Source organism: Mesorhizobium sp. Z1-4 (assembly GCF_004000235.1).
Classification (GTDB): domain Bacteria; phylum Pseudomonadota; class Alphaproteobacteria; order Rhizobiales; family Rhizobiaceae; genus RCIO01.
This window is the reverse complement of sequence record NZ_RCIO01000001.1, coordinates 198725-221195: the sequence shown is the minus strand read 5'-3', so window position 1 is coordinate 221195 and position 22471 is coordinate 198725. Positions and strand designations below refer to the sequence as shown.

The 22471-nt window shown below is 60.5% G+C and carries 22 protein-coding genes; 10 read left to right on the top strand and 12 right to left on the bottom strand.

Annotated features, from left to right (window positions below; all coding sequences use genetic code 11):
* Positions 1–18: 18 nt before the first annotated feature.
* Genes EP165_RS01085 through EP165_RS01075 form a run of 3 tightly spaced genes read right to left on the bottom strand, consistent with a single transcriptional unit; the run spans position 19 to position 1790 of the window.
* Positions 19–813 carry an SDR family NAD(P)-dependent oxidoreductase gene (locus EP165_RS01085; RefSeq protein ID WP_127519709.1) on the bottom strand — a complete coding sequence of 265 codons (795 nt, stop codon included), beginning with the start codon at positions 811–813 and terminating at the stop codon, positions 19–21.
* 12 nt (positions 814–825) lie between these two features.
* The gene (locus EP165_RS01080; RefSeq protein WP_127519708.1) at positions 826–1398 is read right to left on the bottom strand and encodes a 3-phenylpropionate/cinnamic acid dioxygenase subunit beta; all 573 of its coding nucleotides are present in this window, start codon (positions 1396–1398) and stop codon (positions 826–828) included.
* A 32-nt stretch (positions 1399–1430) separates the two neighbouring features.
* Positions 1431–1790 carry a non-heme iron oxygenase ferredoxin subunit gene (locus tag EP165_RS01075; protein ID WP_127519707.1) on the bottom strand — a complete coding sequence of 120 codons (360 nt, stop codon included), beginning with the start codon at positions 1788–1790 and terminating at the stop codon, positions 1431–1433.
* A gap of 134 nt (positions 1791–1924) precedes the next feature.
* On the opposite strand from EP165_RS01075, the gene EP165_RS01070 reads away from it, so the two are divergent.
* The 8 genes from EP165_RS01070 (at position 1925) to EP165_RS01035 (ending at position 10015) form a co-directional block, all read left to right on the top strand.
* The gene (locus EP165_RS01070; protein ID WP_127519706.1) at positions 1925–2848 is read left to right on the top strand and encodes a DODA-type extradiol aromatic ring-opening family dioxygenase; all 924 of its coding nucleotides are present in this window, start codon (positions 1925–1927) and stop codon (positions 2846–2848) included.
* A gap of 235 nt (positions 2849–3083) precedes the next feature.
* Positions 3084–3917 (top strand): alpha/beta fold hydrolase, encoded by an 834-nt coding sequence (locus EP165_RS01065; protein WP_206075850.1) that lies wholly within the window; start codon positions 3084–3086, stop codon positions 3915–3917.
* 37 nt (positions 3918–3954) lie between these two features.
* Complete coding sequence (locus tag EP165_RS01060; RefSeq protein WP_127519704.1) at positions 3955–5079, top strand: ABC transporter substrate-binding protein; 1125 nt, start codon at positions 3955–3957, stop codon at positions 5077–5079.
* A gap of 54 nt (positions 5080–5133) precedes the next feature.
* Positions 5134–6177: a branched-chain amino acid ABC transporter permease gene (locus tag EP165_RS01055; protein ID WP_127519703.1), complete on the top strand. Its 1044-nt coding sequence runs from the start codon at positions 5134–5136 to the stop codon at positions 6175–6177.
* The gene (locus EP165_RS01050; protein WP_127519702.1) at positions 6174–7934 is read left to right on the top strand and encodes a branched-chain amino acid ABC transporter ATP-binding protein/permease; all 1761 of its coding nucleotides are present in this window, start codon (positions 6174–6176) and stop codon (positions 7932–7934) included. Before EP165_RS01055 ends, EP165_RS01050 begins: the two co-directional genes overlap by 4 nt.
* A complete protein-coding gene (locus EP165_RS01045; RefSeq protein WP_127519701.1) occupies positions 7931–8656 on the top strand; it encodes an ABC transporter ATP-binding protein in 726 nt (241 codons plus the stop codon). Before EP165_RS01050 ends, EP165_RS01045 begins: the two co-directional genes overlap by 4 nt.
* 16 nt (positions 8657–8672) lie before the next feature.
* Entirely contained in the window at positions 8673–9482 is an 810-nt protein-coding gene (gene hpaH, locus EP165_RS01040; RefSeq protein ID WP_206075849.1) for a 2-oxo-hept-4-ene-1,7-dioate hydratase, read from the top strand.
* A 38-nt stretch (positions 9483–9520) separates the two neighbouring features.
* Entirely contained in the window at positions 9521–10015 is a 495-nt protein-coding gene (locus EP165_RS01035; RefSeq protein WP_127519700.1) for a cupin domain-containing protein, read from the top strand.
* Between the two features lie 6 nt (positions 10016–10021).
* Here EP165_RS01035 and EP165_RS01030 read toward each other — a convergent pair whose 3' ends face one another.
* Positions 10022–10957, bottom strand: coding sequence for an NAD(P)H-dependent flavin oxidoreductase (locus tag EP165_RS01030; protein ID WP_127519699.1), 936 nt, complete (start codon positions 10955–10957; stop codon positions 10022–10024).
* 110 nt (positions 10958–11067) lie between these two features.
* Between EP165_RS01030 and EP165_RS01025 the strand changes: the two genes are divergently transcribed.
* Positions 11068–12690 carry an AMP-binding protein gene (locus EP165_RS01025; protein ID WP_164742920.1) on the top strand — a complete coding sequence of 541 codons (1623 nt, stop codon included), beginning with the start codon at positions 11068–11070 and terminating at the stop codon, positions 12688–12690.
* Positions 12691–12700: 10 nt separating this feature from the next.
* Here EP165_RS01025 and EP165_RS01020 read toward each other — a convergent pair whose 3' ends face one another.
* The 8 genes from EP165_RS01020 to EP165_RS00985 form a co-directional block, all read right to left on the bottom strand.
* Positions 12701–13330 (bottom strand): TetR/AcrR family transcriptional regulator, encoded by a 630-nt coding sequence (locus EP165_RS01020; RefSeq protein ID WP_127519697.1) that lies wholly within the window; start codon positions 13328–13330, stop codon positions 12701–12703.
* A gap of 158 nt (positions 13331–13488) precedes the next feature.
* Positions 13489–14718 carry an AGE family epimerase/isomerase gene (locus EP165_RS01015; RefSeq protein ID WP_127519696.1) on the bottom strand — a complete coding sequence of 410 codons (1230 nt, stop codon included), beginning with the start codon at positions 14716–14718 and terminating at the stop codon, positions 13489–13491.
* Positions 14719–14763: 45 nt separating this feature from the next.
* Positions 14764–15843: an ABC transporter ATP-binding protein gene (locus EP165_RS01010; protein WP_127519695.1), complete on the bottom strand. Its 1080-nt coding sequence runs from the start codon at positions 15841–15843 to the stop codon at positions 14764–14766.
* 4 nt (positions 15844–15847) lie between these two features.
* Complete coding sequence (locus tag EP165_RS01005) at positions 15848–16687, bottom strand: carbohydrate ABC transporter permease (RefSeq protein WP_127519694.1); 840 nt, start codon at positions 16685–16687, stop codon at positions 15848–15850.
* Between the two features lie 9 nt (positions 16688–16696).
* On the bottom strand, positions 16697–17680 hold the full coding sequence (locus EP165_RS01000; RefSeq protein WP_127519693.1) for a carbohydrate ABC transporter permease: 984 nt from the start codon (positions 17678–17680) through the stop codon (positions 16697–16699).
* Entirely contained in the window at positions 17629–18888 is a 1260-nt protein-coding gene (locus EP165_RS00995) for an ABC transporter substrate-binding protein (RefSeq protein ID WP_127519692.1), read from the bottom strand. The genes EP165_RS01000 and EP165_RS00995 overlap by 52 nt, the downstream gene beginning before the upstream one ends.
* Before the next feature lie 46 nt (positions 18889–18934).
* On the bottom strand, positions 18935–20086 hold the full coding sequence (locus tag EP165_RS00990; RefSeq protein ID WP_127519691.1) for a PLP-dependent transferase: 1152 nt from the start codon (positions 20084–20086) through the stop codon (positions 18935–18937).
* A complete protein-coding gene (locus EP165_RS00985) occupies positions 20079–20816 on the bottom strand; it encodes a FadR/GntR family transcriptional regulator (RefSeq protein WP_245439916.1) in 738 nt (245 codons plus the stop codon). Before EP165_RS00985 ends, EP165_RS00990 begins: the two co-directional genes overlap by 8 nt.
* 343 nt (positions 20817–21159) lie before the next feature.
* Between EP165_RS00985 and EP165_RS00980 the strand changes: the two genes are divergently transcribed.
* Positions 21160–22467 carry an MFS transporter gene (locus EP165_RS00980; protein ID WP_127519689.1) on the top strand — a complete coding sequence of 436 codons (1308 nt, stop codon included), beginning with the start codon at positions 21160–21162 and terminating at the stop codon, positions 22465–22467.
* The last annotated feature ends 4 nt before the right edge of the window (positions 22468–22471 follow it).

Sequence of the window (22471 nt, the reverse complement as noted above, 5' to 3'; positions counted from 1 at the left end):
TTTGACTTTGCGTCTCGTTCACAGCGGCCGAATGCCCACGCCGCCGTCGCTCATGTACATTTCGCCGGTCACGGCGGGGCTGTTCTCGCGGCTCGCCAGAAGCACGTAGAGACCGCAATGATCCTCCGGCCTTTGAGCGAAGCGCAGTGGAACGGCAGCCGAGAGTCGCGCTTCCAGCTGTTCGCGGTTGTCGGCCAGCGACCTGTCCTGTTGGCCGAGGGCCGCCGTTCCCCTCAATGAGGTGAGGGTGCCGCCTGGTCCGACGCCATTGACGCGGATCGAAGGCGCCAGTTCGCGTGCCAGCTCGCGAATGAAGCCGACGATGGCGTGTTTCGCGGCGGTGTAGAGAATGCCGCCGCCTCCGGCATATTGGCTGGCCACCGAGCCGGTGAAGATCATCGATCCGCCGGTTTGCGACAGCGCATCGCGGGCCGCCAGGGCCGCGAGCATGTAGCCTTTGAGGTTAATCCCGAAAATCTCGTCGAAGGTCTCTCCGAGCGAACCGGCTTCGTAGCTTGCCAGCGGGCGCCTGAAGTCGAACACGCCGGCATTTCCCACCAGCACGTCAAGGCGCCCGTGGTTTTCGACCGCGCTGCCGATCAGCGCACTGTGGGAAGCTGGATCGCGAACGTCGCCGGCAATCGCCGTGACACGGCCGGGAAACGCGTCTGAAAGGGTGGCAATGCCGCTGGTATCGCGATCGAGGATCGCGACACCGGCAGCGCCTTCAGCGAGATAACGCCGCGCAACCGCGAGGCCTATCCCATTGGCGCCGCCGGTGATCGCCGCAACATAACCTTCTAGCCAGCCCACGTCGCGCTGCCTCTACAGAAAGATGTTGAGGTTCTTGGAGAGGATCACGGACTGCGTAATGTAAATCTCGCGCCGCGAAAGCCTTAGCAGACCTTCGCCGATGCGCCTCAGCCGGTCCTTGCGCCGTGCGATCAGCCAGTCCTGCTCGGTCTCGTTCCTGCCTCGTACCGCAAGAATGACGGAATGCACCGTCATCTCATCCGTGTTCTCGATCGGCTCGACTTCGACGTTGGAAACCGAATAGCATGTGCGCGTCGGCGGATCTTCGGCCCAGGCGGTATCGTGCAGGGCGCGCGTTACCCGGCGCCGGAGGTTGAACAGGTCGTCGTCGAACAGCGCCATGCGCGAATGCGAGTATTTGGGCGCTTTGTCCTTGCGGAACCGCGACTGGATGCCGGGCATCCAGTACTGGATGTCCTCCGTCATTGTGCCGAGCCAGTCCTCGTAACGCTCGCTTTCGAGCAGCCGTACTTCGCGGAACAGGAACTGCTCGACCTCGTAGACCAGCTCTCGGGGCGGCAGAGTGACGGGTTCACTCAGCTTCGCTTTGCGGTGGATCGGGGATTCGCCGAGATTGACGGCCATACTGGTACCTCAATTTAGCTGTGGCTTCGATTTCACGTCCGCGCGCGCAACGGCGGTCTGACCTGGGCGGGTGCCTGGGATAGGTCGGCCCAGACAGCGCCCTCATGCACCTTTGCCGGATAGGTCCGAATGGGGTCGGTAGCCGGAAAGCAGAGCGCGGCGCCCGAGCGCATGTCGAACCGGCCGTCATGCACCGGGCAGCAGATCTCGAATCCTTCGACCCAGCCTTTCGAGAGAGATGCCTTGGCGTGCGAGCAGGTGTCCTGGGTGACGAAAAACTCGCCGTCGACATTGAACACGGCGATCGGTTCAAGCCCGTCGATTCGAACGCGCCGGCCCTCATCCGGCGCCACTTCGGCCGCTTCGATCAGCCGCGTAAATTTCTCGTCCATCTCGCCACCTAACAATACAGTAGTGTATGGATTAATGGAGGCAGCCTGCTGGTGTCAATGCCTTTCGACAGTTTATTGGGGGGTTGTAATTTCCATACAGTACTGTATTGAAGGCTGGAACAAGGGAGGAAGGCATGGCTCAGATCGTCGGGCTCGTTGCGCTGTCGCATTCGCCATTCTGGGATTTGTCTTTCGACGTTTCCGGACCTGGGTCCGAGTTCGTTCGCGGGGTTGAATCCGCGCGCAATCTGATTGCCGAACAGGAGCCGGACGCCCTGGTGATTTTTGGCCCCGACCACTTCCGCAACTTTTTCTACGACGTGCTGCCGCCTTTCTGCATTGGCGTCGAAAAGATCACAGGTTTTGGAGATTACGGGAGCCCGAAAGGTGCGATTCCTTCGGCCGAGGCTCTGGGGCGTGAAATACATGCAGCGGTGAGCGGGCAGGATTTCGATCCGGCCTTTTCGCTCAACATGGGCGTGGACCACGGCATTAGTCAGCCTTATGCCGCGCTCGATCAGGGGCGCAGTACGCCCGTGGTGGCGGTGATGGTGAACGCCGGCGGTGCGCCGCGTCCTTCGTTCCGCCGCTGTTATGATTTCGGCCGCGCCGTCGGTGACGCAATCCGCGCCTCAAGCAATGCCGGGCGGGTGATGATCCTCGGATCAGGTGGACTTTCCCACTGGGTCGCGCCGGTGTCGGAGGACAATCCGCAGACGCCAGCCGAGATCCGCGACTATGTGATCAACGGGCGCGAACGTGTTGTCGAGTACAGCGCAATGAGAGATGCGAGCCTCGCGGCGAGGAAGAGCGAAGCGGTCGACGGCAAGGTAAATCCCGAATGGGATCGCTGGTTTCTGGACACGCTCGCGTCCGGCGATATGGAGCCGTTGCTTTCGATGGATTCCGAGGAAGTTGAGAGGCAGGCCGGCAACGGCGCACATGAGGTCCGGGCCTGGCTTTCGGCCATCGGAGCGTGGGGCGGTGGTGTCGAGGTCATGGCATATGAACCCGTACCGCAATGGGTAACCGGCATGGGCTGCATCGCCGGTCGGTAATATCGGCGTTAGCCGGCTCGGAAAAAACTCCCGAACAGAGGATACCGATGAACAACATGATAGGGGATAGGTGCGCCGGCAAAAAACCATACATATATGTATGGTATGGCGATTTGCCTGCAGATGGCGGGCTTATCGATGTTGGCATGAATACCGGCACGATGCCGTATGTTGGCTGGGGCAAACGATGACGGCTGCGGACGAGACAGAATACCGGAGTATCTGGAAGCATCTGATGGCCGTGCCATTCCGTCAGGATTGGATCGACGTCGATGGTATTCGCACGCGCTTTGTTCAGGCCGGCGATCCCGGACGCCCGGCCATCGTCATGCTTCATGGTACGGCTGGCACCTGGGAGTGTTTTTCTCCGAACCTCATGGCGCATGCAAAACACTTCAACTGCTATGCGATTGACATAGTGGGAAGCGGCTTTTCCGATAAGCCGGACAAAGACTATGAGATCGACGTCTATGTCGATCACGTTCGCGCATTCATGCGCACGATGGGCATCGCACGCGCATCCGTCATCGGCGTGTCGCTCGGCGCCTGGGTGGCGTGCCGCCTTGCCGTCAGCCACCCGGCCATCATCGACAAGCTGGTTCTTCTGGCGTCCTCCGGCATGATCGCCAACGCACAGACGATGGGCTCCATCCGCAGTGCGCGCACAAAAGCGGTCGAAAACCCCACCTGGTCGTCGATCAAATCGATCTTCGACACCCTTATCTATGACGAACGCAATCGCATCGACGATCTTGTCGCGGTGCGGCAGGCCACATACCGCCAGCCGGAGATGAAGCGGGCGATGGAGCATATTCTGTGCCTGCAGGATCCAGAAATCCGTGCGCGGAACCTCATTCCGGAAGACGACTGGCGCAGGATCGTAGCGAAGATACTGGTCATCGCGGCACCGGATGACCGCGAGGAATATTACAACACCGCCATGCGGATACGCGATCTCGTCACCGGCGCGCGGGTCGTGGAGATGAAGCAGGTGAAGCATTGGGGCCAATTCGAGAAGCCCGACGAATTCAACGAAATCAGCCTCGGCTTCCTGCTCGAGGCCGACTAGGAAAATAAACCAAACCAGGATTTCAAGGAGGAGAAGAATGAGAATTGTATCCAGCCTGGTGCTGGCCACGGCACTGTTCGCCGGGGCGGCACACGCGCAAGAGACCACTCTCACCATCGGCGCAACAATCACCGCGACCGGCGCTGCCGCATCTCTCGGCATTCCGGAAAAGAACGCCATCGAGCTGATGCCCGAGACCATCGGCGACGTTAAGGTCCGCTACATTATTCTTGATGATGGCGGCGACCCGGGGCGCGCAGTGCGTAACGCACGGCAGCTCGTGGAAGAATACAATGCCGATGTGATCATCGGTTCGACAACCATTCCGAACTCGCTTGCCATCGGCGAGGTCGCCAACCAGACCAAGACGCCGCAGATCGCACTTGCGCCGATCCCGGCTACTGATTTCGTGTTTTCCCTGCCGCAGACCGCCGATCTCATGGCAGAAGGTCTGGTCCTTCACATGAAGGAGCAGGGCGTGAAACGCGCCGCCTATCTTGGATTTGCCGACAGTCTCGGCGATCACAACTATCATGCATTCACAAAATATGCGGAACCGGCCGGCATCGAGGTCGTGACCAACGAGCGTTTCGCGCGCAATGACACCAGCGTGACCGCTCAGGTGCTGCGCGTGATGCAGTCCAAGCCGGACGCGGTGTTTATCAGCGCGTCGGGAACGCCCGCAGCGCTGCCGCAGATCGAACTGAAAGGCCGCGGCTACAAAGGCATGTCCTACTTCCTGCACGGCGTCATCAATCGGCCGTTCCTCAGGGTCGGTGCCAAGTCGATCGAAGGAACGTACGCTACCGCGGGCCCGTTCTCGGTCGCGCGCGCTCTGCCTGACAGCAACCCTATCAAGAAGGGTGCGATCGAGATGATGGAAGCCTACAGCGCAAAGTTCGGTGAGGAAGCGAGTTCCTTTTCCGCCTACGCTTGGGACGCATATGAGATCATCAAGGCGGCTCTGCCGGCTGCGTTGGACAAGGCCGCGCCCGGAACCGAAGAGTTTCGGATTGCGTTGAAGGACGCGATTGAAAGAGGCGAGGACGTCACCGGTGTAAGCGCCGTCTATCGGATCACCAAGGACGACCACAACGGTCTCGACGAGCGCGCTCGTGTCATGGTCACGGTCAAGGACAACGAGTTCCACCCGGTCGACTGATCCGGTGTTTCCGGCCCCGGATACATCCGGGGTCGGCCCACAAAGGTGCTCCTAATGGACTTTCAGATATTCTTCTTTCTCCTTGAAGACGGGATTGCAAACGGTGCGATCTACGCCCTTCTCGCGGTAACGATGGTGCTGGTGTTTACCACCACGCGCATCCTGTTCGTGGCCCAGGGCGAGTTTGTTACCTTTTCGGCGCTGACATTCGCCAGTCTTCAGATCGGGCTGGTGCCGCAGATCATATGGTTGCTCGGCCTGCTTGCGGTGATCGCCGCCGCGATTGAAATCTATCGAGCTGTTTCGGACAAGGATTTCAAGAGCATACCGGGAACCGTCGGGCTCTATCTGGTGGCTCCCTTCGCCGTCATAGCGCTAACTATTTGGATTGCTCCGCTGGGTGCACCCATGCTCGTTCAGGCCGCCGTTTCGGTCGCCATCGTCACGCTGCTGGGGCCGCTCGTCTACCGGATTGCGTTCCAGCCGGTTTCCAGCGGCTCGGTCCGCTTGCTGTTCGTCATCGCGATCGCCCTGCACTTCGTATTCCAGGGCTTCGGACTGCTGTTCTTCGGCGCCGAAGGTTTCCGGGTCGATCCCATGATCGATGCGAGTTTCGAAGTCGGCTCACTCATCATCAAGGCGCAGGCCATTCTAATTGTGGGGACACTCGCTCTGTTTACCGCTCTTCTCTACGTGTTTTTCGGGTACACGATCCCGGGCAAGGCGCTGCGCGCGACTGCGGTCAACCGCGTCGGTGCCCGTATCGTCGGCATCAAGCCGGATCTCGCCGGCAAACTGGCGTTCCTCCTCACCGCGTTCATAGGTGGCGTGTCGGGAGTGCTGATCGTCTCGTCGACGACCATCTACTACGACTCCGGACTGCTTATCGGCCTCAAGTCCGTGCTCGGCGCGATCAGCGGCGGCATGGTGAGTTACCCTGCGGCGATCATCGGCTCGATCGGGGTGGGTATTCTCGAAGGGTTTGGCGCCTTCTGGGCAAGTGCATTCACCGAGGCGATCGTGTTCTCGGCATTCATCCCCGTGCTGCTCTGGTTGTCGCTGCGTTCCACGCCTAACGAAGAAGGGCATGAGCTGTGAGAAATCCGCTACTTTTCGCGCTGCCGATCATTGCGGTGGCGCCATGGCTGCTGCCTCCGTTCTACGTGACACTGGCCAACTATGTTGCACTCGCCAGTATCGTCGTGCTCGGCCTCATTTTGCTGGGCGGCGCCGGTGGGCTGATGTCATTCGGCCAGGCCGCGTTTGTCGGTATCGGCGCATATGCGACCGGCTACCTGACCCTCAACTACGGAGCATCGCCCTGGCTGGCGCTGCTGGTCGGGCTGGCAGTGACCGCTGCAATGGCTCTTTTGCTCGGCGTGCTTACCTTGCGCCTTACAGGTCACTATCTGCCGATTGGCACCTTGGCGTGGGGGATCAGCTTTTACTACGTCTTCGCCAACCTGCCGGGCTTCGGCGGTCATGACGGCCTCTCCGGCATTCCGGCGATCTCGGCATTCGGCTACGACCTCGACGGCAAGACCACGTTCTTTTATCTGAACTGGGTCGTCGTCGTACTGGCGATGGTGTCGATCTCCAACATTCTCGATTCCCGCATCGGCCGCGCAATCCGTTCAGGTGGCCGCGCGACCCCGATGGCCGAGGCCATGGGCGTCAACACGACCGGTGTCGGGCTGACGATCTTCATCTTCTCGGCTTTGCTGGCGTGTCTGTCGGGTTGGCTCTATGCCCACTTCCTGCACTTCGTGAATCCGACTGCGTTCAACCTCACGATCAGCATCGAATATTTCTTCATGGCTGTAATCGGGGGCCTCAGCAGCATCTGGGGCGCCATTATCGGTGCCGCCTTCTACATCGTCAGCAAGCAGTGGCTGCAAACGCTGATCCCGGCCCTGACCGGTCGCGTCGGACATTTCGACGTTATCATCTTCGGCTTTGTGGTCATGTTCATGCTCCACTACGCCCGGCAGGGACTAGCCCCGTCAATTCTGGGACTGTTCGGCAAGCGGGCGCATTTTCATCATTCGGTGGCCGAAGCCGAACGGCTGCCTCAGCGCGAGCGCGCTGAGCCTGTGACCGAAATGCTGAAGATCGAGAACGCGCGCAAGAACTTCGGCGGACTGGCTGCGGTTGATGACATCTCGTTCAACGTCAAGGCGGGCGAAATCGTTGCCCTTATCGGCCCCAACGGCGCCGGCAAGACGACGATGTTCAACCTGATCACGGGGGTCCTTCCCATGACATCGGGTGTCGTGTCTTTCCGTGGGAAACGTATCGACAACATGCACTCGCGCGAAGTGCTTCGGTTGGGTATTGCGCGCACGTTCCAGCATACGCTGCTCAGGCCCCATCTGACCGTACTCGAAAACGTTGCGCTGGGCGCGCATACGCGCGGCAGCACCGGCCTCATCAAGGCGGCGCTGCGGCTCGACCGCCGCGAGGAAGCACAGCTGCTTTATGAGGCCAAGGTGCAACTTGAGCGTGTCGGCCTCGCGCATCACAGCAACACCTTGGCCGACAGCCTGCCTCTCGGGCAGCAGAGGCTGGTGGAGATCGCGCGTGCGCTTGCCAGCGATCCGCATCTGCTGCTGCTCGATGAGCCTGCCGCGGGTCTTCGTTACGAGGAAAAAGTGGTGCTCGCAAAGCTGTGCCGTGAACTGCGGGCAGAGGGTGTGACGCTGCTTCTGGTCGAACACGACATGGAGTTCGTGATGAACCTGGTCGACCGGGTGGTCGTGATGGATTTCGGGGTGAAGATCGCCGAAGGCACACCAGAGGCCGTGCAGGCGGACCCGGCTGTTATCGAGGCATATCTGGGTGGAGTGAACGAATGATCGCGCTCGAAGCGAAGGACCTCAAGGTCGGTTACGGCAAGGCCGATGTTCTCGACGGTGTCAACGTCAAGGTCGATGAGGGCGCAATTGTCTCGCTTGTTGGCCCGAACGGCGCCGGCAAGACGACGCTGCTCCTGGCGCTTACTGGCCTGTTGCCTGCGCGCGGAACGGTTTCCTATTTCGGTGAACCGATGGCCAATGTCAGCGTCGAGGACCGCGTTGCGCGCGGGCTTTGCCTGGTGCCAGAACGACGGGAACTGTTCGGCGACTTGTCTGTCTCCGACAATCTCGAACTGGGTGGCTTCAGCCGCTGGATGCGCGGGGAACGCCAGCTGCGGGAATCCCTTGAAGAGGTGTTCGAGCGCTTTCCGCGGCTGCGGGAGCGCCAGGACAAGGACGCCAGCACCTTGTCCGGCGGCGAGCGTCAGATGCTTGCCCTCGGACGGGCCCTTATGGCGGCACCGCGTCTCTTGCTGCTCGACGAACCAAGCCTCGGTCTCGCGCCGCTGATCGTGCGTGAGATATTTCACATCATTTCGCGGCTGCGCGACAATGGGGTGTCGCTGCTGGTGGTCGAGCAGAATGCAAGAGCGGCGTTGGAAGTGTCTGACTACGCTTATGTTCTGGAGAACGGCCGCGTCTCAATGGAGGGGGCCGCATCGGATCTCATCGATAACCCGCGTGTCATCGACACCTATCTCGGCCGCCGGCAGGCCTATTGATCCGAGAAGAGGTTGGATGATGACACCTGCCGAAATAGAAAGTGCGGCCTGGCGGCTGCATGACGCCGAGCGGACGCGCCGTCAGATCGGTCACCTGTCGCTGGCGCACCCCGAGATGACCATCGCCGATGCCTATGCGGTTCAGAAATCCTGGGTCGCCATCAAAACGGGGGAGGGTCGCGTCGTTCGGGGCCACAAGATCGGTCTTACCTCAAGGGCAATGCAGGTCTATTCCCAGATCGACGAGCCCGACCACGGGGTGTTGCTGGACGACATGTTTTTCGAAACCGGCTCGACGATCCCGTTCAAGCGCTTCATCGAGCCGCGCGTCGAAGTCGAGCTGGCATTTATCCTCGGCGAGCCGCTCATGGGGCCTAACTGCACGCTGGTCGATGTCCTCAGAGCTACCGATTATGTGCTTCCGGCCGTCGAGATCATCGATGCCCGCATCGAGCGCATGGACTCTGAATCCGGCAAACCCCGACGGGTATTCGATACCATCGCCGACAATGCCGCCAATGGCGGCATTGTCACAGGTGGCAAGCCGGTGAAGCCGGATGAGGTCGACCTGCTTTGGGCCTCCGCCCTGTGTTACCGCAATTCCGAAATCGAGGAGACGGGCGTTGCCGCAGGTGTACTCAACCATCCGGGCAACGGTATCGCCTGGCTCGCGAACAAGCTCGCCAAGTACGACGTGCGTCTTGAGGCAGGCCAGATCGTGCTGGCGGGTTCCTTCACGCGCCCTGTCGATGCTGCCCCCGGCGATGTATTCCACGTCGATTACGGCGAACTGGGCAATGTCACGTTTCGATTTTCGCGGCCCTGAACCTGCCGCGATCGCTTCAAGCCGAACTGGAGGCCGTCGTGACCTTTGAACCCAGACCAATCCGCCGGATCGTTCTGGGCGAGAACCCGGATGGTCAGTCCTGTGTCATCTCCGACGCTGAGGTCATGCCGCTTCGCCGCATCGACGAGAAGTTTCTGTCGACCCATCTCTGGCTGACGGATCGTTCGCCGGCTGACCTGAGGCAAACCGGCGACCTGCGTGAGATGGTGACAGGCACCGTTCCTCCGGCGGGGGGAAGCCGCATCGGCGTCCTGGATATTGCGCCCGGCAACCAGCGATACCCGCTGCACAAGACCGACACGGTCGACTATCTGATCTGTCTCGAAGGCGAAGTGGATATCGAACTTGCCGACCGAACCGTTACTCTGCGGCAAGGCGATTGCGCGGTCCAAAGCGGCACCGATCACCGATGGGTGAATCGCGGCACGACGCCGGCGCGTATTGTTTTTGTCATGATCGATGCCGAGCCGAAAAGGCCCGGCTCTCTCGGAAGCGGAGAGCAGGCTCGCTGAGCCGCATCAGGCACAGCGCCTGGCCGCCTTCAACGCCTCATATTCTCCGACCAGCCCGTCGACGATTTCGCTGACCGGCTCACTGCCACGGACGGCGCCGACAGCCTGCCCGGCGCCCCAGATGTTTTTCCATGGTTTGGCGCTTTCGGTGGTGGTGAAATCCATCTTGCGTTCGGATTTGAGATCCTCGCGCTTGAACCCCGCGGCAGCCAGGCTCGGCCACATCCAGTTTGCCTGAACGCCCGTAACCGCAGCACTGGTGACTATATCCTCCATCGTTGCCGCTATTGTCATGCCCTTCCGGGCCTGATCGCCGAGGCTTTCCCGCGAGGCAATGAACCTGGTGCCCATATAGGCAAAATCGGCTCCCAGCGCCTCCGCGGCAAGAACGCTTGCGCCATTGGCGATGCTTCCCGAAAGCACAACCGGCCCGTCCCAGAACTCGCGAACGGCCGCAATGAAGGCAAACGGGTTGTATGAGCCGGTATGCCCGCCAGCGCCGGCACATACGAGCACAAGCCCGTCGGCTCCGGCATCGATCGCTTTGCGCGCGAGCGACGGCGTTGTGACGTCGGCGAACACGAGGCCGCCATAGGCGTGCACGGTCTCGAGTACGCGCGCCGGAGACCCGAGCGCCGTAATCACGAGAGACGGCCGATGGCGCGCGACCAGCTCCAACTCGTCCGCGAAGCGGGCATAGGAGCTGTTGGTGATCATGTTCATCGACCATGGCCCGCCGCCATCGCAGCGTTCCGCGATTTCTGTGCACCATTCGTCAAGCGCCTCGATCGTGCGCGCATTGGCGGCCGGGAAACACCCGACGATGCCGGCGCGCGATGCGGCGCACACCAGTTCGACGCCGGATATCAGGAACATCGGCGCTGCGATAACAGGCACGCGGACTCGGTTTTTGAGATCGGCTATCTTCTTTTCACGTGTCATCGCAATTTGCTCCTTCAACCATACACTTGTGTATGGTATTGCCAATCTCGTTTCAACATCTGAAATTGGCTGCAGCCATTCCAAAAGGTCGAAAAGTGCGCGCTACCTCGATGAACCAGAATAAAAACCACCCCCATTGGTTTCGATCGGCTCCGCTGGGGCGGGACGAAGCCGTTCTGCCCGCGATGCTGGCGAAATGGGCGACGGCCTCGCCTGACGCGCTGTGCGTTCGCTTCGACAACGACGAGGAGTGGAGCTACAGCAACGCATGGTCGAAGGCGCGGGAGGCTGCGGCCGCCCTCGGCAAGCTCGGCATAAAAAAGGGCGAGGTGGTGCTAGTCTGGCTTCCGAACGGCCCGGCATTGATCCGCGCCTGGTTCGGCATCAGCACGCTGGGCGCGGTCTACACACCCATGAACATCGCCCTGCGGGGCAGCATGATCGAACACTTGATCCGGAATTCCGGGGCGTCCGTGCTGATCGCACATCACGAGTTGGTAGAAAGACTGCAGACCCTCGACTTGTCCGGCCTGCGGCGGATCATCGTGTGTGGCGGCGACGAAATTGAACCCGTCGCGGGCGTTTCGATGGTGTCCGAAACGGTGCTTTCGCAGGCGCAGGCTTTGAACGGCCAGCCCGAACTGCAGCCCTGGGATATCGCTGCGGTACTTTACACGTCGGGCACCACGGGGCTCGCCAAGGGGGTGCTGGTTCCATATGCGCAGCTTTCGACCGCAGGCCTCGCCGCACATGGTTATCTGAGAGCCACCGACCGCATCTACATCTTCACGCCACTATTCCACACAGTCGCCATGTCGGCGGTGTATGCGGCTTTGGGCAAAGGGGCGTCCGTTCATGTTGCCGACAGCTTCCACGCGCGGACGTTCTGGCACGACATTCGGGCCGCCGGCTGCAATCGTATTCTCGGCCTCATAAGTTCAATGACCAGCTATCTGGCCAAGACCTTGCCGGCCGGCGAGCGGTGTCCGTTCGACTTTGCAATGATGTCGCCGATCACACCCGACACGGCCGAATTCGCCAAGGCGCAGTCTTTCGATTATTTCGCCGCTTACAGCATGACCGAGATCTCGGTGCCGATCATATCGCCCGTGAACTCCGAGGTGTATGGAAGTTGCGGCCGGCAGCGCGATGGAATCGAGTGCCGCCTGGTGGACCCATACGACAATGATGTCGCGCCAGGCGAGGTTGGTGAGATGATCGTGCGCAGCGATCTCCCCTGGACCATGAATGTTGGCTATCTGAACGACCCGGTGGCGACAGCTGCGGCATGGCGCAATGGATGGTTCCATACTGGCGATGCGTTCAGGCAGGACGAGCATGGAAATTTCTACTTCGTCGACCGGCTGAAGGACGCGATCCGCCGGCGCGGAGAGAACATCTCCTCCATCGAAGTCGAACTCGAAATCGCTGCCTTCCCCGGAATAACGGAAGTGGCGGTCATCGGCGTCCCTACTGCACATGGCGACGATGATGTCATGGCTATCATAGCGACCGCCGAGGGCGGCAATGTCGAGCCGGCCACGCTAATCGAACACCTTGCGGAGCGTTTGCCGCACTTTGCCGTACCGCGGTTCATTCGCTCCATGCAAAGCCTGCCGAAAACCTCGACCGGCAAGATCAAGAAACACGAACTGCGGGGCAATGAAGTCAGCGCAGACGTTTGGGACCGCGAAGCGCACGGCATCGCGCTGAAACGCACGAAGCTGTCTTAACGCCCGGACGTCAATTGGTTGTGGTGTCGTCGGTCAGCTCTTCGATCACGCTGCCCGTCGCCGCCACTCCGTCGTCGAGATTGCGCGCCTGCGCCATCAGGAAGCGCGTGCGGCTTTCGTGGATCTGCTGATCTGACAAGGCGTCGCGCAACAAGGATTCTCCCAGCGTGTAAGCGTAGCCCATAAGTGCCCAGTGTCCGGCTTCTTCATCGGACATGCCGGCATCGGCGAGCAGCGCCGTTCCGAAAGCAAGGCGCTCGCTGTCGACCTCGTTGACGATTTTGCTCGCGAATTTGTCGCGCATGGCCCATGCGCGAATGGCCAGTTCAAAGGTTGCGGCGGCGCTCGTCGTCTTGGTGCGCGGCGGCAGCATGCGCAGCCTTACCACGCGCTCTATGGGCGAAAGACTTCCATCCCTGCGTATGCGCTCTACAATCCTGCGGGTCTGATGCTGGCGCCAGTCTTCCAGGATAGCGGTCAGAAGTTCCCGCCGGCTCTTGAAATGCCAATAGAAACTTCCGCGGCTGACGCCGATCTCTTCGGCAAGAGGCTCGACGCGCACGGCGTCGACACCGCTCTTGATCAACCGCTTGATAGCCGCATCGATCCAATCCTGGCGCGTCAATCGTTTCTTCTTCATAGACACTTCTTATCAAGTCCGGCCGCTGATTCCTGCCCTTAATTCGTAGCATATTGCAGCGCCGATCCCACTACGCGGGCCAGCCACTGATGCGGCTCGGGTGAGGGCAGGATCAAGCCGAAGCAGCAATTGGGCTGCCCGCCTCGGGCTGCGTGCCGCTACCCGGCGCGCGAAAGCCGGGAAAGTCCGGGAGCCAGCGGAAAAAGACAGGCTTGTATGGAATGGTAGATGTCCGGCTTGCCCTGAAATTGTCTGTCGGTTGGCCGGTCTATCGCGTCAAGCTCCGGGAACCAGCCACCGCGGTCATGGTCGATCAGAACTCTGTCTGAGAACACCCAAAGGCGACGGTACCATTCTTCGTCGCTTTCCCGCCGTTCAAGTTTGATCAGGCTTGCAAAAGCGCCGATCGCTTCGGTTACCGGCCACCAGTACCTGTCGGCGATTGCGACACTTCCGTCGAAATTCAGCGTGTAGGCAAAACCGCCGCGCTGATTGTCCCATGCATCCTTGCAGGCTTGTTCGATCAGCCGCCGGGCCGAAGCGGGTGAGCCGTCGTCGGGTCTGCCGCGAAGATCCCAATACTGGAGCAAAAGCCGCCCGAGTTCGAATGAATGACCGGGGGTTGTGCCGGCGGGCCTGAACATCGGGTTGCCGGCATAGGAGCGGTCGATCCGCCAGCCACCGGTGTAGTGTTCCGGCAGCCGCCACCCTTCGTTCGGTGCTATGCGTGCGACGAAGAAGTCGAGTATCCGCCCGGCGCGGTCGAGAAACCGCCGCTCGCCGACAGCTTCATATGCAGTCAGCAGAGCCTCCACCCCGTGCATGTTGGCGTTCATGCCGCGATAGGTCGAGAACGGCGTCCAGTCGGCCTCGAACTCGTCGCAAAAAAGCCCGTGGTCTTCCTCCCAGAAGTGTTCATCGAGCACATCGCAGACCCGGGCAAGAAGGCTCTCTGCGTGGCGATGCCCGGCCTGCAGGGCGCTGGCTGCGGCCAGCAGTACGAAGACATGCCCGTAGGCCAGTTTGCGGCCGTCAAAGACGCCGGCACCGTCAAGCGCCCAGAAGTAGCCCCCATCGCGAGTGTCGCGGTGGTGGCTGTTGAGATAGTCGATACCGTGATCGACTATCTCCATGGATTGTTCGATCCCGCGCAGCACACCCAGCGCATAGGCATGAATGAGACGCGTTGTCGTGTGCAACTCCTGCACGTTGTTCGGCAAGGCGCGCCCGTTGACGTCAAGAGTGTGGAAACCGGCGTCGGGCCTGAGGCTTGCCCGGAAGAAGGCGAACTGGCTTTCGGCATTGTCGGCCAGCCATCGGCGGTGCGCCGGGTCGTCGAGCCAGAAGCCCGGCGACCGCAGGGAATTGCCCGGCGAAAATGCGCTCATGATCGTCCTGCAAAGCGCGGTGAACTGATTGTGCCTGCCGCCATATCAGGCAGCCTCGGCAGAGGCATGCGCAAGCGCGGAACCGTCGGACGCAAAGACATGGGTATTCTCCCTTTGAAGCCGAAGGAAGATGCGTTCGCCGGAACGGATCGGCGCGTTGCCGCGCCGCCGCACCATCAGCATTCCTACATCTCCGATGCTCACATAAACATTGGTGTCGGAACCCAGGTGTTCGACGAGGTCCACCGTGCCGGTGAGGTCGGCGTCTTCGGGCGCGACGAGGTCGATATGTTCTGGCCGGATGCCCAGTTCCGCGGCGCGTTCGAGACCGGCGGATTGGGGCAGGGCGATTTGTGCACCGTTCTTCAGGGAGAGCGTGCGGTCCCGTCCGGTTGCCGGCACCACATTCATTGTGGGTGAGCCGATAAAGCAGGCGACAAACTTGTTTGCCGGGCGCTCGTAAAGCGTAAGCGGTGTACCGATCTGCTGGATATCGCCGCCGTCCAGTACGACAATCCGGTCGGCGAGTGTAAGCGCTTCCACCTGATCGTGTGTCACATAGACCATCGTGGCCCCGAGCCTCTTGTGCAGCCGGGCTATCTCGAGGCGCATTTCTACGCGCAAGGCCGCGTCCAGATTGGATAGCGGCTCATCGAAAAGAAACGCCCTCGGGTCCCGGACGATTGCTCTGCCCATGGCCACGCGCTGGCGCTGGCCGCCCGAAAGGGCTCGGGGCAGCCGCTCGGTCAGCGCCGACAGTCCGAGAGTTTCGGCGGCCTGCTTCACCCGGCTGGTGCGTTCTGCCGGCGGGCGCCGGCGGATTTCCATCGAGAATCCCATGTTCCGCGCGACGTCCATATGCGGATAGAGGGCATAGGACTGAAACACCATCGCTATGTCGCGCTCGCGCGGGCGCGCATCGTTCATGCGTGTTCCGTCGATAAAGAAGTCGCCACCTGAAATGGGTTCCAGGCCGGCAATCATGCGCAGAAGCGTTGACTTGCCGCACCCGGACGGGCCGACCAGCACGATAAACTCGCCGTCGCCGATTTCTAGGTCGATGTCGCGCAGCACTTCGACCGACCCGTACCGTTTTGCGACGCCCTTCAGTTCGATGCGAGCCATGGATTTATCCCTTCACCGCGCCGGACGTCAGGCCCTGAACGAGGTAGCGTTGAATGAAAACGAAGAACAGGCAGGAGGGGATCAGCGCCAGAACGCCCGCGGCCATCATCTGTCCCCAATCGACCGAGAACTTCGACACGAATGTCAGCAGCCCCACCGGAAACGTCATCGCGTCGTTCTTGCTGATCAGCATGAGTGCGAAGAGCAGTTCCGACCAGGCTGCGGTGAAGACGAAGCCAAGGGTCGCGCCGAGCCCCGGCAGCGTCAGCGGGAAGATCACCTTCCGAAGAGCCTGGAAGCGGGTGCATCCGTCCATCATCGCGGCTTCTTCCAGGTCCTTGGGAATGCCGTCGAAGAATGATTGCATGAGGAAGGTTGCAAACGGGATGTTGAAAGCTGTGTAGACGGCGATCAGCGACGTCAGCGAATTCAACATGCCGAAATTCGCCACGATCCGGTAAATCGGCGCGATGATCATCAGCAGAGGGAACATCTGCGTGACGAGCATGACGGCGATGATGATGCGCTTGCCCGCGAAGGTGAAACGCGAGAACGCGTAGCCCGCGCCGGCTGCGATCAGCGTTGTGGCGGCGGCCGTTCCGAGCGAGACAAAGAGTGAATTGCCGAAATAGGCCAGGAAATCCGTCTTGAAGAGGACGGAACGGAAATTGTCGGCTGTCAGTGCCGAGGGCCAGAGTTCCACACCGTCGGTAAAGATGAGCCGGTCTGGCGTGACGGCAATCTTGAGCAGCCAATAAAGCGGCAGCAGCGCGAAGGCGAGATACAGAGCCAGGGCCACATATTTGCCTGCCGTGGCAACCGGGTGAGAGCGGTTTCGGGCCATGGCCTGTCCTCAAATCCGCACGAGTTTTTTGCGCAGCCACAGCAGAACAACTGCGTAGACCAGCAAAAGCAGGAGCAGGGCCACGGCGACAGCCGAAGCGTAACCGAAATCGAGTTTACGGAACGCCGTGGTGAAAATGTAGGAACTCACAATGTGGGTCGAGTTGGCCGGGCCGCCGCCGGTCATCACGAAGATCAGGTCGGCAAAATTGGCGATCCAGATCGTGCGAAGCATCACGGTGATGGCGATCATAGGCGCCAGGAAGGGCAGGGTGATCTTGGTGAAGCACTGCCAGCTTGTCGCGCCGTCGATCTCGGCAGCTTCATAAAGTTCCGATGGAATAGACTGCAGTGCGGCCAGCAGCGTAATCGCAAAGAAGGGCACGCCGAACCAGATATTGGCGACGATGGGTCCCCACATCGCGAGCGCCGGATCGCCGAGGATGTTGTAGGGTTCGCTCAGTATGCCGAGCGCGGCCAGCCAGTGCGGAAGCGGGCCGATCACCGGATTGAACAGCCATGCCCATGTCAGCGCAGACAGGAAGGTGGGAACCGCCCACGGCAAAAATACAAGCGCCTGGAACAGCTTCTTGCCGTGAAACTGCGTGTTGAGCAGCAGTGCGAGGCCAAGCCCCAGCAGGAACTGGAAGGTGATGGACCAGAACGTCCAGGTGAAGGTGTTTTCCAGCGCAATCCAGAATTTCCGGTCGCTCCACAGCGCCAGATAGTTCGCAAACCCTATCCAGCCGGTGTTGAACGGCCGCAGCAGGTCGATAGCCTGGAAGGAATAGGAGATACCGATTATCAGCGGTATCAGCATCACAACGCCGATCAGCACGATCGCGGGCGACAGGTAGACAAAAGGCTCCACCAGATATTGCAGGTAGAGAGAACGCCGCGCCCGGAATATTCCGGGCGCGGCCTGTTGCGCAGTGCGCGGTGTCACTGCTTGGCTTTCCACTTCGCGTATTCGCCGGTCAGCAGTTCGGCCCATTCGTCGGCGACGTCCTGTGCCGTGCGCTGGCCCAGAAGTGCCTCCTGGCTGCTCTCCAGCAGAACGGTGCTGGAGAAATATCCCCATTGCTCAAGATAGGTGGGCATCACGGTCGGGACGTATTCCTCGCCGTTCAACTCGTCGAACCAGCCCTTGAACTGTTCGGTCCGGAAGTGCGGATCCTGATCGGCACCCTTGTGGACGGGAATCACGCCGACGCGCTTGGCCCAGGTTGCGTTGGCCTCGGGGCTTGAGAGGGCGGCGAGGAGCTTCCACGCATCATCTTCGTGTTCGGTCGATTTGAAGATCGACCAGCCGGCGAAGCCGATGGTGGGAAATGCCTTGCCGGCCGGCCCCACGGGCATCGGGATAACGGCGAAGTCCTCTGCCGGCATACGTTCCGCAACGGCGATAAGCGCGTCCGGATCCTGGTCGAGAAATGCGCAGGTGCCCGAATAGAAGCCGGCGACGATCTCGTTGAAGCCCCAGTTCACGCTGTCCTTGGGCGCATAGCCCTTCTGATACATGTCGATCATGAACTGGATACCGGCAACCGACCCCGGTTCATTGATGCGGCTCTTGCCGTCTTCGGTGAAGAACTCGTTGGTGCCGTTCATGACCGAAGCGAACATGATCCAGCCATTGGTTCCGCCGGGACCACCGCGCAGGCAGTAGCCGGATTTGCCGTCGAGCGCGGAGACGGCCGCCGACGCGGCCATGAAATCATCCATGGTTCTGGGCGCGGCATCCACACCGGCCTCGGCGAGCAGCTTCTTGTTGTAGAACATCGCCCGCAGATAAAAGCCGTAGGGGATCATGTAGGCTTCCCCGGCCTGACGCGCCATCGCCATCGTCTTGTCGGTCAGGGAAGCGCCGTGCTCCCAGCCGGCGATCCGGTCTTCCAGGTCTGCCAGCTGTCCCGACCCCGCATAGAGCGCGACCCAGCTATCTGGCATCTCAACCACGTCGGGGACATCGCCGCCAGCCACCATCGTAGCCAGCTTCTCGAAGGCCTGCCCCCAGGGCAGGCTGACGATCTCGACCGTCACGCCGGGATTGTCGGCCTCGTATTTGTCGACCAGACCCTGAAGCACCTCGGTCCGTTCGGGGCTGGTGATGACTTCAACAAGCTTCAGCGTAGTTTCGGCCATGGCAGACGACGCAACCAGCGACGCTGCCGCACTTAATCCGATCAGCAGTTTTTTCACTTTATCCTCCCGTATTTCGGTTTTTGTGCTGCCCTTTTTCAGTGTTTCAGCATGCACCTTGGCTCAGGGCCTGGGTGAAGTCGGCCCAGAGATCTTCCGCGTCCTCCAGTCCGAGACTGAGACGAACCAGGTTCGGGGACACGTTGAATTTCTGCATCGAATTGTGTTGGCCGGCCTGTGCCAGGCCAACGCGGGCCGGCAGGATCAGGCTCTCGAAACCGCCCCAGCTCACACCGAGATGGAAGATGCCGAGGGCATCGCAGAAGCGCGGGATATCGACAGTGTCGTCGAACTCGACCGACATAAGTCCGGACCTTCCGGTCAGGCCGGGAACCGTATTGGCGCCCGGGCTGAAAACCCGCCTTACTCCCGCCTGGCCCGCAAGCCGGTCCACGAACATGTTGGCCGTGGCCTCGTGGTACTTCATGCGCGCGCCGAGCGTGCGCAGGCCGCGGATCAGGAGAAACGCCTCGAACGGGGCGAGCTTTGCCCCAAGCAGCGGCAATGTCAGGTCGCGGATGCGTCCGATGTGGTCCTGAGAGCCGATGACCACGCCGGCAACCGTGTCGGAGTGCCCCGAGATGTATTTCGATGCGGAATGGACGACGATGTCGACACCCAGTGCGATGGGCTTTTGAAACACCGGGCTCGCCCAGGAATTGTCGATCACCGTCAACGCGCCGTGCCGCCTGGCATGCCCGGTCACGCGCGGCAGATCCATCGGCGCGAAAATGACCGAGCTCGGACTTTCCAGATAAGCGAGCTGGACACCGCGCAGCAGGTCGGGCTCGTCTTCGAACGCGGCCGCGCTGTGATAGCTGATCTCGATGCCAAGCGGACGCAGCATGCGTTCCAGGAAGCGGTAGGTGTCGGGATAGACGTGCTCGATGCATGCCACCCGGTCACCGGGCTTGAGGAACGCCAGCAGTGTGGAACTGATCGCCGCCATGCCAGAGGCAAAGCCCACGGCGGCTTCCCCGGCCTCGGCATCGGCCATTAACGCTTCAAACGCCGCAACGGTTGGGTTCTGTACCCGCGTATAGATCGGCTGCCCGGTTCTGCCCGACATCCGGTCTTCGAATGCCTTGTAGGAATCGAAGGCGAACAGCGAACTCTGCACGATCGGAGGCGGCATTGATCCCGCAGGGTCGTCGGATATGGCCGCCAGCAGGGTGTTCAGGTGTGCCTTGTCACGCATGCAGGCCTCGCATGACCTTGCGAACCTCTTCTTCGACCATGTCGAGAATGGTGCTCATGATTTCTGTTGCAGCGGCTTCGTCATGTGCAGCGATTGCCTCGGCCAGACCCGGATGCAGCGGGATCGTTGCCTGCCCAAGATGCGGCTGGCCGAAGGGCGCTTCGTAGATTTCGTTGAACGCGTGCTGGATCTGCTGGATCAGCTGTTCGAATAGCGGATTGCCGGTCGCGTTCTGAATTTCGCTGTGAAAGCGCTTGTCGGCGGCCCGCCAGTCTTCTCCCGCCTCGTATACGGCCATGAGCTCGGCTGCGCGAGCACGGACGACACGTGCCTGCTGTTCCGTGGCGTGGCGCGCGGCGAGCCGTACGGACTCGATCTCGAGAGGCCGGCGAACCGCATGTGTCCGCAACAGGCTCTCTCCCTCAAGCTTCAGGGTGACGGGAATATGGATCGCCGTTGACGATATCTCTGCGGCGAGCCGGGTGCCGGCTTTCTTGTTGCGGGTTACGAGCCCCATGTTCTGCCAGGCGATCAGCGCTTCGCGCACCTTGGCCCGCCCGACATTCAGCTTCCTGGCAATCTCGATCTCGGGAGGCAGCTGGTCGCCGACGCCCAGCTTGGCCCGCTCGATCATCAGAGACAGCGCCTCGAAAACGTCTCTGCTGCGGTCGCTCGCCTCCAGAAGGTCCAGCGCTCTCGATGTCGGCTTTATCTGCGTTTGGATGGACAAGGCGGGCTCGTTCGGTTTGAAGACGTTCAACTTACAATATTGTCCGACAAAATCAATATAATGTCTGTCATTAAATAGCATTGTAAAATCAATAGTTTAAGTTGAAATCGTCTGAGGAGCGGCCATCTCGACCGTAAGTTCGGGCAGCGGTCACTGGCATGTGAAATGAGGCTGCCTTGTTCCGGCCCGCGGGTCGCACCATGGCGGCGGTAGGCTCGGAGGTTTTTGCACGCACCGTAAATGCACACTAAATTGACAGTGTGCGCATTATGTGATTGGCTGACCATGCTGGCGCCGCTCTGAGGGCGAACGCCGTTGGAGGGGAATTTTCTGGGAGGCTTTCATGGCTAGTGAAAGAGCAATTGCCGAGGGTCGGGATCCGGAGCACGGAACCGCAAATCCGCGCTCGACCGTCGTCGCAGGCGCAGTTGGGCACTTTATCGAGTGGTACGACTGGACAATCTATGGACTTTTGTCTGCCGTCTTCGCATCGCAGATGTTTCCCGGCCATGATCCCATAGTCGCGCTGCTAGCTGCCTACGGAACTTTCGCGGCTGGTTTTCTGATGCGGCCCGTCGGATCGTTCATCTTGTCGCCGCTCGCCGACCGTTACGGCCGGCGTGAAATTCTGGCGCTTACGATCGTGCTGGCGGGCGTTGGCAGCCTCATAATCGGCATAGCGCCGACATATGAGCAGGCGGGGCTTCTGGCGCCGGTCATCCTGTTGCTGGCGCGTATGCTCCAGGGTTTTGCAACAGGCGGTGAATATCAGACGGCAGCCGCGTTCCTGAATGAACATGCAAAGCGCGAGCGGCGTGCTTTTTCCGCCTCGAGCCAGATGGTTTCAACGGGACTGGCAATTCTCTTTGCGATGGGAGTTGCGGCACTCACGACCAAACTCTTCCCGAAGGAAATCCTCGATTCATGGGGCTGGCGCGTACCGTTCTTCCTCGGCGCGGCGCTCTCGCTTTATGGACTCTGGTTGCGCCGAGCGATCCCTGAAACGCCATCGTTCAAAGCGAAGGCGTCCCGCGAACCTCTGTCGCTCCGGTCTGTCTTCGCAGGGTTCATCGAGTACCCGAAGGAATCTCTGATTGTCGTTGTCGTGCAGGCTTCGGGCGTTCAGTTCTACATCTGGATGATTTTCCTCGCGACGTTTGCCAACCTTTCGAGCGGCTTGCCGATTGCAGAGGGTCTGTTTGCCGGAATGATCAGCCTCGGCTTCTACACGGTCATTGTTTCGCCTCTTGCGGCGCTTTCGGATCGGATAGGCCGCAAGCCGATGCTGATTGGTTCCGCGCTTGGGTTCCTTGTTCTCGCGTATCCGATGCTGCAGATGTTGAAAACGGCGGACTTCACTACCTTCCTGTTCATCCAGATGACGGGCATCTTCTTCATCGCGATGAACAATTCGGTTATTGGGACGGTATTCTCGGAGATATTCCCGACCCGCTTGAGGGCAACCGGTATCGGGCTTCCCTATGCGATCTGCGTCGCAGTTTTCGGCGGTACGTCGCCACTGATCGCAACCTATTTCATCAAGAATGGCCAGGACCAGTTCATCGCATACTACATCATGGCGATCTGCCTGATTTCGGTTCTTGTGCACCTTTTCGTAACGCCCGAAACCAAGGGAAAGGAACTCGACTGAGGCG

Excerpts from the sequence above, each read along its gene's own strand:
- EP165_RS01025 (WP_164742920.1), top strand. The coding sequence starts at position 11,068 with ATGAACCAGAATAAAAACCACCCCCATTGGTTTCGATCGGCTCCGCTG.
- EP165_RS01020 (WP_127519697.1), bottom strand. The coding sequence starts at position 13,330 with ATGAAGAAGAAACGATTGACGCGCCAGGATTGGATCGATGCGGCTATC.
- EP165_RS01070 (WP_127519706.1), top strand. The coding sequence starts at position 1,925 with ATGGCTCAGATCGTCGGGCTCGTTGCGCTGTCGCATTCGCCATTCTGG.
- EP165_RS00980 (WP_127519689.1), top strand. The coding sequence starts at position 21,160 with ATGGCTAGTGAAAGAGCAATTGCCGAGGGTCGGGATCCGGAGCACGGA.
- EP165_RS01000 (WP_127519693.1), bottom strand. The coding sequence starts at position 17,680 with ATGGGCCGAACTGCTGACCGGCGAATACGCGAAGTGGAAAGCCAAGCA.
- EP165_RS01030 (WP_127519699.1), bottom strand. The coding sequence starts at position 10,957 with ATGACACGTGAAAAGAAGATAGCCGATCTCAAAAACCGAGTCCGCGTG.
- EP165_RS01075 (WP_127519707.1), bottom strand. The coding sequence starts at position 1,790 with ATGGACGAGAAATTTACGCGGCTGATCGAAGCGGCCGAAGTGGCGCCG.
- EP165_RS01010 (WP_127519695.1), bottom strand. The coding sequence starts at position 15,843 with ATGGCTCGCATCGAACTGAAGGGCGTCGCAAAACGGTACGGGTCGGTC.
- EP165_RS01045 (WP_127519701.1), top strand. The coding sequence starts at position 7,931 with ATGATCGCGCTCGAAGCGAAGGACCTCAAGGTCGGTTACGGCAAGGCC.
- EP165_RS01080 (WP_127519708.1), bottom strand. The coding sequence starts at position 1,398 with ATGGCCGTCAATCTCGGCGAATCCCCGATCCACCGCAAAGCGAAGCTG.
- EP165_RS01065 (WP_206075850.1), top strand. The coding sequence starts at position 3,084 with ATGGCCGTGCCATTCCGTCAGGATTGGATCGACGTCGATGGTATTCGC.
- EP165_RS01005 (WP_127519694.1), bottom strand. The coding sequence starts at position 16,687 with ATGGCCCGAAACCGCTCTCACCCGGTTGCCACGGCAGGCAAATATGTG.
- EP165_RS00990 (WP_127519691.1), bottom strand. The coding sequence starts at position 20,086 with ATGCGTGACAAGGCACACCTGAACACCCTGCTGGCGGCCATATCCGAC.
- EP165_RS01015 (WP_127519696.1), bottom strand. The coding sequence starts at position 14,718 with ATGAGCGCATTTTCGCCGGGCAATTCCCTGCGGTCGCCGGGCTTCTGG.
- EP165_RS01055 (WP_127519703.1), top strand. The coding sequence starts at position 5,134 with ATGGACTTTCAGATATTCTTCTTTCTCCTTGAAGACGGGATTGCAAAC.
- EP165_RS01060 (WP_127519704.1), top strand. The coding sequence starts at position 3,955 with ATGAGAATTGTATCCAGCCTGGTGCTGGCCACGGCACTGTTCGCCGGG.
- hpaH (WP_206075849.1), top strand. The coding sequence starts at position 8,673 with ATGATGACACCTGCCGAAATAGAAAGTGCGGCCTGGCGGCTGCATGAC.